Below are 5157 nucleotides of genomic sequence, written 5' to 3'. Positions count from 1 at the left end.
CTTCAGCGCTGCAATTTCAGCAACCGACAATCCGAGGCCGGCAAGAATCTCGTTTGTGTCCTCTCCGACCAGTGGCGCCCGATGGAAGACGCCGCCGGGCGTTTCTGTCATTCGGATGGGGGTCGAAGCGATCGTCACGGGCTTCGACGATCCCGGATGCTCGACCTCGACCAGCATGTTGCGCGCGGCCACATGTGGATCCGCGAAGATGTCGGCGGCTGTATTGACCGGGCCGAAGGGTACTCGCCCGTCGAGCGCTTCGGCGATCTCGGCCTTGGTGCGGACGGAACTCCATGCCTCGACGATCGCGACCGTTTCCGCCGCGTGGGCGAGCCTGGCGTTGTTGGTAGCGAATTTCGGATCGTCGGCCAGTTCCGGAAGACCGATGATGGCGGTGAGGTCCCGCCAGAAGGAATCGCGCGGGCAACCGACCGTTACCTGTCCATCCTTGGCCGCGAATGTACCGAACGGACACAAAATCGGATGATGATTTCCCTCGGGTGTGGGCGACTTTCCGAGATACGAATACTGATAGACGATGCGCTCGCACATGGCGAGGATACCGTCATACATGGCAACGTCGACAAACTGCCCCTGACCGGTGYGGGCGGCGTGGTGAAGCGCCGCCATGATGCCGAAGGCAGCGAGTGAAGCCGGGAAAATATCGCCAATACCTGGACCGATCTTGATCGGCGTAACGGAATCGGGCCCCGTGATTCCCATCGCGCCGCCCATCGCCTGCGCCACCACGTCGAAGGCCGGGCGGTTCACATAAGGGCTTGCGCCCGTGCGCGGATCGCCAAAGCCGCGGATCGCCGCGTAGACCAGGCGCGGATTGTCCTGCGCCAGAACCTCGTAGCCGATGCCCAACCTGTCCATGACGCCGGCGCGGAAGTTTTCGACGACGATATCGGCATCCTTCGCCAAGCGCCGAAACAGCGCCTTTCCTTCGTCGGATTTCAAGTCGAGCGCGACGCTTTTCTTGTTGCGGTTCGTGCTCTGGAAATAGCCGCCGAAATGGTGAGCTGTGTCGTCGGTCGGAAAGGGGCCGAAATGTCGGGTCGGATCTCCTTCGACCGGCTCGATCTTGATGACGCTTGCGCCCTGGTCCGCGAGAAGCATCGTACAATAGGGACCGGCCAGCATCTGCGTCAGATCGATGACTTTGACGCCGGACAAGGCACCCGAAACTTCGGTCATTTCATAGAGCCTTCTGCAGGTCCGGAAGGATTGTGAACAGATCCCCGACGAGACCGTAATCGGCGACCTGGAAGATGGGCGCCTCCTCGTCCTTGTTGATGGCGACGATGACCTTGGAATCTTTCATGCCGGCGAGGTGCTGGATGGCGCCGGAGATACCGACCGCGATGTAGAGATCAGGAGCGACGATCTTGCCGGTCTGGCCGACCTGCCAGTCGTTCGGCGCATAGCCCGCATCGACCGCCGCACGGGACGCGCCGACGGCTGCTCCGAGTTTATCGGCAATGGGAAGGATGACTTCTTCGAACTTATCCGAGGATCCGAGTGCCCGACCACCTGAGATGATGATCTTTGCCGCTGTGAGCTCCGGGCGATCGCTCTCAGAAAGCTTGTTTTCGACGAAGGCCGAGATCCCAGGGTTGCCAACGGCGCTGACGCTCTCGATCGGCGCCGAGCCGCCTTCGCCGGCGGCCTGGAATGATGCCGTTCGGACCGTGATCGCCTTTCTGGAATCGGTGGATTGCACCGTTTGAATGGCGTTGCCCGCATAGATCGGCCGCTTGAAGGTATCAGGTGCTACGACCTCCACGATCTCCGAGATCTGCGCGATATCGAGGAGCGCGGCGACGCGCGGCATGACGTTCTTGCCCGATGCTGTGGCCGGGGCGATGAATGTATCGTAGCTGCCGGCGAGTGCGACGATCAGCGCGGCAAGTGGCTCGGCCAGGAACTGCTCGAGTTCATCCGCCTCCGCCAACAGGACCTTGCTCACACCGTTCAGCTTCGACGCCGCGCCAGCGACCGCTTTTGCGCCTTTTCCGGCGACGAGGACGTGTACATCCGTGCCGATTTTGAGGGCTGCCGAGAGCGCCTTCGCGGTCTGCTCGGAAAGCGTCGCGTTGTCGTGTTCGGCGATCAGAAGAATTGCCATGTCTCTCGTTCCTGTTCTTGCCTGTTCTTGCCTGTTCTTGCCTGTTCTTGCCTGTTCTTGCCTGTTCTTGCCCGTCCTCGTCGCTAGATCAAAGCACGCCGGCTTCGTTCTTCAATTTGTCGACGAGCTCGGCCACCGACTTTACCTTGACGCCGGCCTGACGCCCGCGAGGTTCTTCGGTGTTGAGCACCCTCAATCGCGGGGCGACATCGGCGCCGAAATCCGCCGCGATCTTCTCGTCGAGCGGTTTCTTTTTGGCCTTCATGATATTGGGCAACGACGCGTAGCGCGGCTCGTTCAAGCGAAGGTCCGTGGTCACGATAGCCGGAAGATCGAGTTCGATGGTCTGCAATCCGCCATCCACTTCGCGCGTCACCCGAGCCTTGCCACCGCCAATCTCCAGTTTGGAGGCGAACGTTCCCTGCGCCCATCCGAGAAGCGCGGCGAGCATCTGACCGGTTTGATTGGAATCGTCGTCGATGGCCTGCTTGCCCAGAATCACCAGATCCGGCTTTTCCGCATCGACAACGCCCTTCAGGACCTTGGCGACGCCGAGCGGCTCGACGCCGTCGTCGACCTTGATCAGGATCGCGCGATCAGCGCCCATGGCGAGCGCCGTGCGCAGGGTTTCCTGGGCCTGCGCTGGCCCGATCGAAACCGCAACGATCTCCTCCACCTTGCCGGATTCCCTGAGTCGAATCGCTTCCTCGACCGCAATCTCGTCGAACGGATTCATCGACATTTTCACGTTCGCGAGTTCGACGCCGGAGCCGTCCGACTTAATCCGGATTTTCACGTTGTAATCGACGACTCGCTTGACCGGAACGAGCACTTTCATCGGCTTGTTACCTCGTTGGATTTTTTTGGGAGCGCCCTGCGCTCGTCGGAATACGTCGATCAGGCCAGAACGTCCGCTGGACGCTCGACGCGTTCAGTGATCGGCTGATAGATCCACACCATGCGCTCGGAACGAAGTGCCGGAGACAAGGGCATCGCCTCTGTTCCCGACGCTGCCTTCAGCGCCGACAATGTCTCTCCGATATCGTCGATGTCGATCTCATAAACGGCCATGTACGACCACTCGAATGGCCCGGGGCGGTGCTGCGTATCCGAGAGGCGATAGCGCTGGGCCGCGGTCACGCCGGGCAGTTTCAACACATCGGCGAGGTGGATGTTCGTGTACCAATCGTTGAATTCATCGTCCCGGCCTTCGTGTGGGTTGGTGAGAGCAATGAGATTGTATTTCGGCATGACGTTCTCCCTCCGACGGCCGGTATGCGCTCGGCGATCTGGTTGCCAGAAAATCTAACGAACGTTCGAAAGATTGGCAACAGGAGTCTTTGGGACAGGCCCGGCATCGGGTCACTGCGCGGTATATCCACCGTCGACGAGAAGATCGGCACCGGTCATGAAGGTCGCGCGCCTCGATGCGAGATACCACACCGCGTTGGCGATATCGTCCGGCTTGCCGGTGTGCCCGATCGGGTGGAGATGCGCGAGGTGGTCCTCGGCCGCCTGCTCCGATCCGAATAATTCGATCAGCCGGTCGGTCGCGATGCCGCCGGGAGAGATCGAGTTGACGCGAATTCCTTGTGCGGCCGTATCGAGCGCCAAGCTTCGCGTGAAGGCGAGGATCGCGCCTTTGGTGGTCGAGTAGGCGACGCGTCCCGGTGAGCCGACATGGGCGAAGGTCGAGGCGAGATTGATGATCCGGCCTCCTTTGCCCATCAACCCGAGAGCGCTACGGGTGACGTTGAAGGCGCCGGTAATGTTGACGTCGAGCGTCCTCTGCCATTCTTGTGGCGAGAGTTCCATGATCGTCACAGCGCGCGTGACGGTCGCTGCATTGTTGACCAGAACGTCGACCCTTGCCGAACGCGACCTAAGCCGTTCGAAAATGCTCTCGACCCCCGCCAAATCCGTGATGTCGCAATGATGGAGATGCACATTGCCGCCACCTCGCGAGACCGGCTGCGCACCGGCGTCGAGCGAATGCACTTCGGCGCCTTCCGCCGCGAACATCTCGACGATCGCCCGCCCGATTCCACGCCCTCCGCCGGTGACGACGCATACTTGATTGTCGAATTCCGCCATGGTCCTCGCCCTGCGAGGCGAGCGCCTCGCAATCTACCGAACGAATGTTAGAATCATCGAAGCGGATTTTCTATCCCTCAGGACGCGAGTCGCGCAGGGTTCTGCGGCAGCACCCGCCAGCCCGTTCGTCTTGGGCCTGGTCGGCTCACTCTGCGGCGTCGAGCAACCGCGCCCGCACGTCGACGGCAATATCAGGCCTATCAGTCGTGAAGGCGGCAACGTTGTGTTGGAACGCCCTCACGATGGCCGCTTCGGTGTGGGCGGCGAAGACTCCGAACCGCAGGCCACGGCCCTCGCAGAACTCAACATCGCCATCGCCCATCTGCTCGATGCGGAGGGAAATTTCGGGAATCCCGGCGCCCAGGGCCCGCTCGCAATAATCCTTCAACACGCGCCCGTCGGCCTCATAGGCCTCTGTCTTGATGAGCCAGATCAGAGGCACGTTGGGCGCCAATAGGGCCAAGGTCTTCAAGGTCTCGATGTTGAACGAGGTGAAGGTGACACGGTCGAGGACGTTGCGCGCGCCGAGGACCGCCAGCACCTCCGCCTCCATCCCGTCGTAACGGCTTCCATCCGCCTTGTCCTTCAGCTCGATCCTCAGTCCCATCGGCCCGGCGGTGACGATGTCGAGCACCTCGGCGAAAGTCGGCAGGTTCTCGCCGTCTGTCCCCTTCAAATGGCGCGAACGCAGCTCGCTCCATGGCATGTCCGCGATCGAACCCTCTCCCTCGCTCGTCCGGCCGAGAACCGGATCGTGGTGGACCAGAAGCATTCCGTCGCGGGACCGGTGCACATCGAATTCGATGAAATCGACGGGAAGGTTCATGGAATTCCTGAAGGCCAGCCGGCTGTTCTCCGGCCAAAGGTCGGAGCCCCCTCGATGCGAGGCGATCTTCGTCGTGAGGTTGGTCATCGGGCAGGCCTCTGAATCT

6 protein-coding genes are annotated in these 5157 nt (G+C 61.3%); all 6 read right to left on the bottom strand.

The features are described 5' to 3' along the window. The coding region (locus AC1DT3_RS11645) for a CaiB/BaiF CoA transferase family protein (protein ID WP_477465417.1) at positions 1-1200 on the bottom strand (1200 nt) is incomplete at its 3' end. A gap of 1 nt (position 1201) precedes the next feature. Beyond that, positions 1202-2131: an electron transfer flavoprotein subunit alpha/FixB family protein gene (locus tag AC1DT3_RS11640; RefSeq protein WP_477465416.1), complete on the bottom strand. Its 930-nt coding sequence runs from the start codon at positions 2129-2131 to the stop codon at positions 1202-1204. An 88-nt stretch (positions 2132-2219) separates the two neighbouring features. Continuing rightward, a complete protein-coding gene (locus AC1DT3_RS11635) occupies positions 2220-2969 on the bottom strand; it encodes an electron transfer flavoprotein subunit beta/FixA family protein (protein WP_477465415.1) in 750 nt (249 codons plus the stop codon). A 59-nt stretch (positions 2970-3028) separates the two neighbouring features. Next, a complete protein-coding gene (locus tag AC1DT3_RS11630; protein WP_477465414.1) occupies positions 3029-3382 on the bottom strand; it encodes a hypothetical protein in 354 nt (117 codons plus the stop codon). A 111-nt stretch (positions 3383-3493) separates the two neighbouring features. After that, complete coding sequence (locus tag AC1DT3_RS11625; RefSeq protein ID WP_477465413.1) at positions 3494-4225, bottom strand: SDR family NAD(P)-dependent oxidoreductase; 732 nt, start codon at positions 4223-4225, stop codon at positions 3494-3496. Positions 4226-4370: 145 nt separating this feature from the next. Further along, positions 4371-5157: glycerophosphodiester phosphodiesterase (locus tag AC1DT3_RS11620; protein ID WP_477465412.1), on the bottom strand; the 787-nt coding region annotated here is incomplete at its 5' end.

It is taken from the genome of Microvirga sp. P4_G7, from assembly GCF_056401005.1.
This window is presented reverse-complemented; position numbering and strand designations above follow the sequence as displayed.

Coding starts and splice junctions, on each gene's coding strand:
- AC1DT3_RS11640 (WP_477465416.1), bottom strand. CDS start 2,131: ATGGCAATTCTTCTGATCGCCGAACACGACAACGCGACGCTTTCCGAG.
- AC1DT3_RS11635 (WP_477465415.1), bottom strand. CDS start 2,969: ATGAAAGTGCTCGTTCCGGTCAAGCGAGTCGTCGATTACAACGTGAAA.
- AC1DT3_RS11630 (WP_477465414.1), bottom strand. CDS start 3,382: ATGCCGAAATACAATCTCATTGCTCTCACCAACCCACACGAAGGCCGG.
- AC1DT3_RS11625 (WP_477465413.1), bottom strand. CDS start 4,225: ATGGCGGAATTCGACAATCAAGTATGCGTCGTCACCGGCGGAGGGCGT.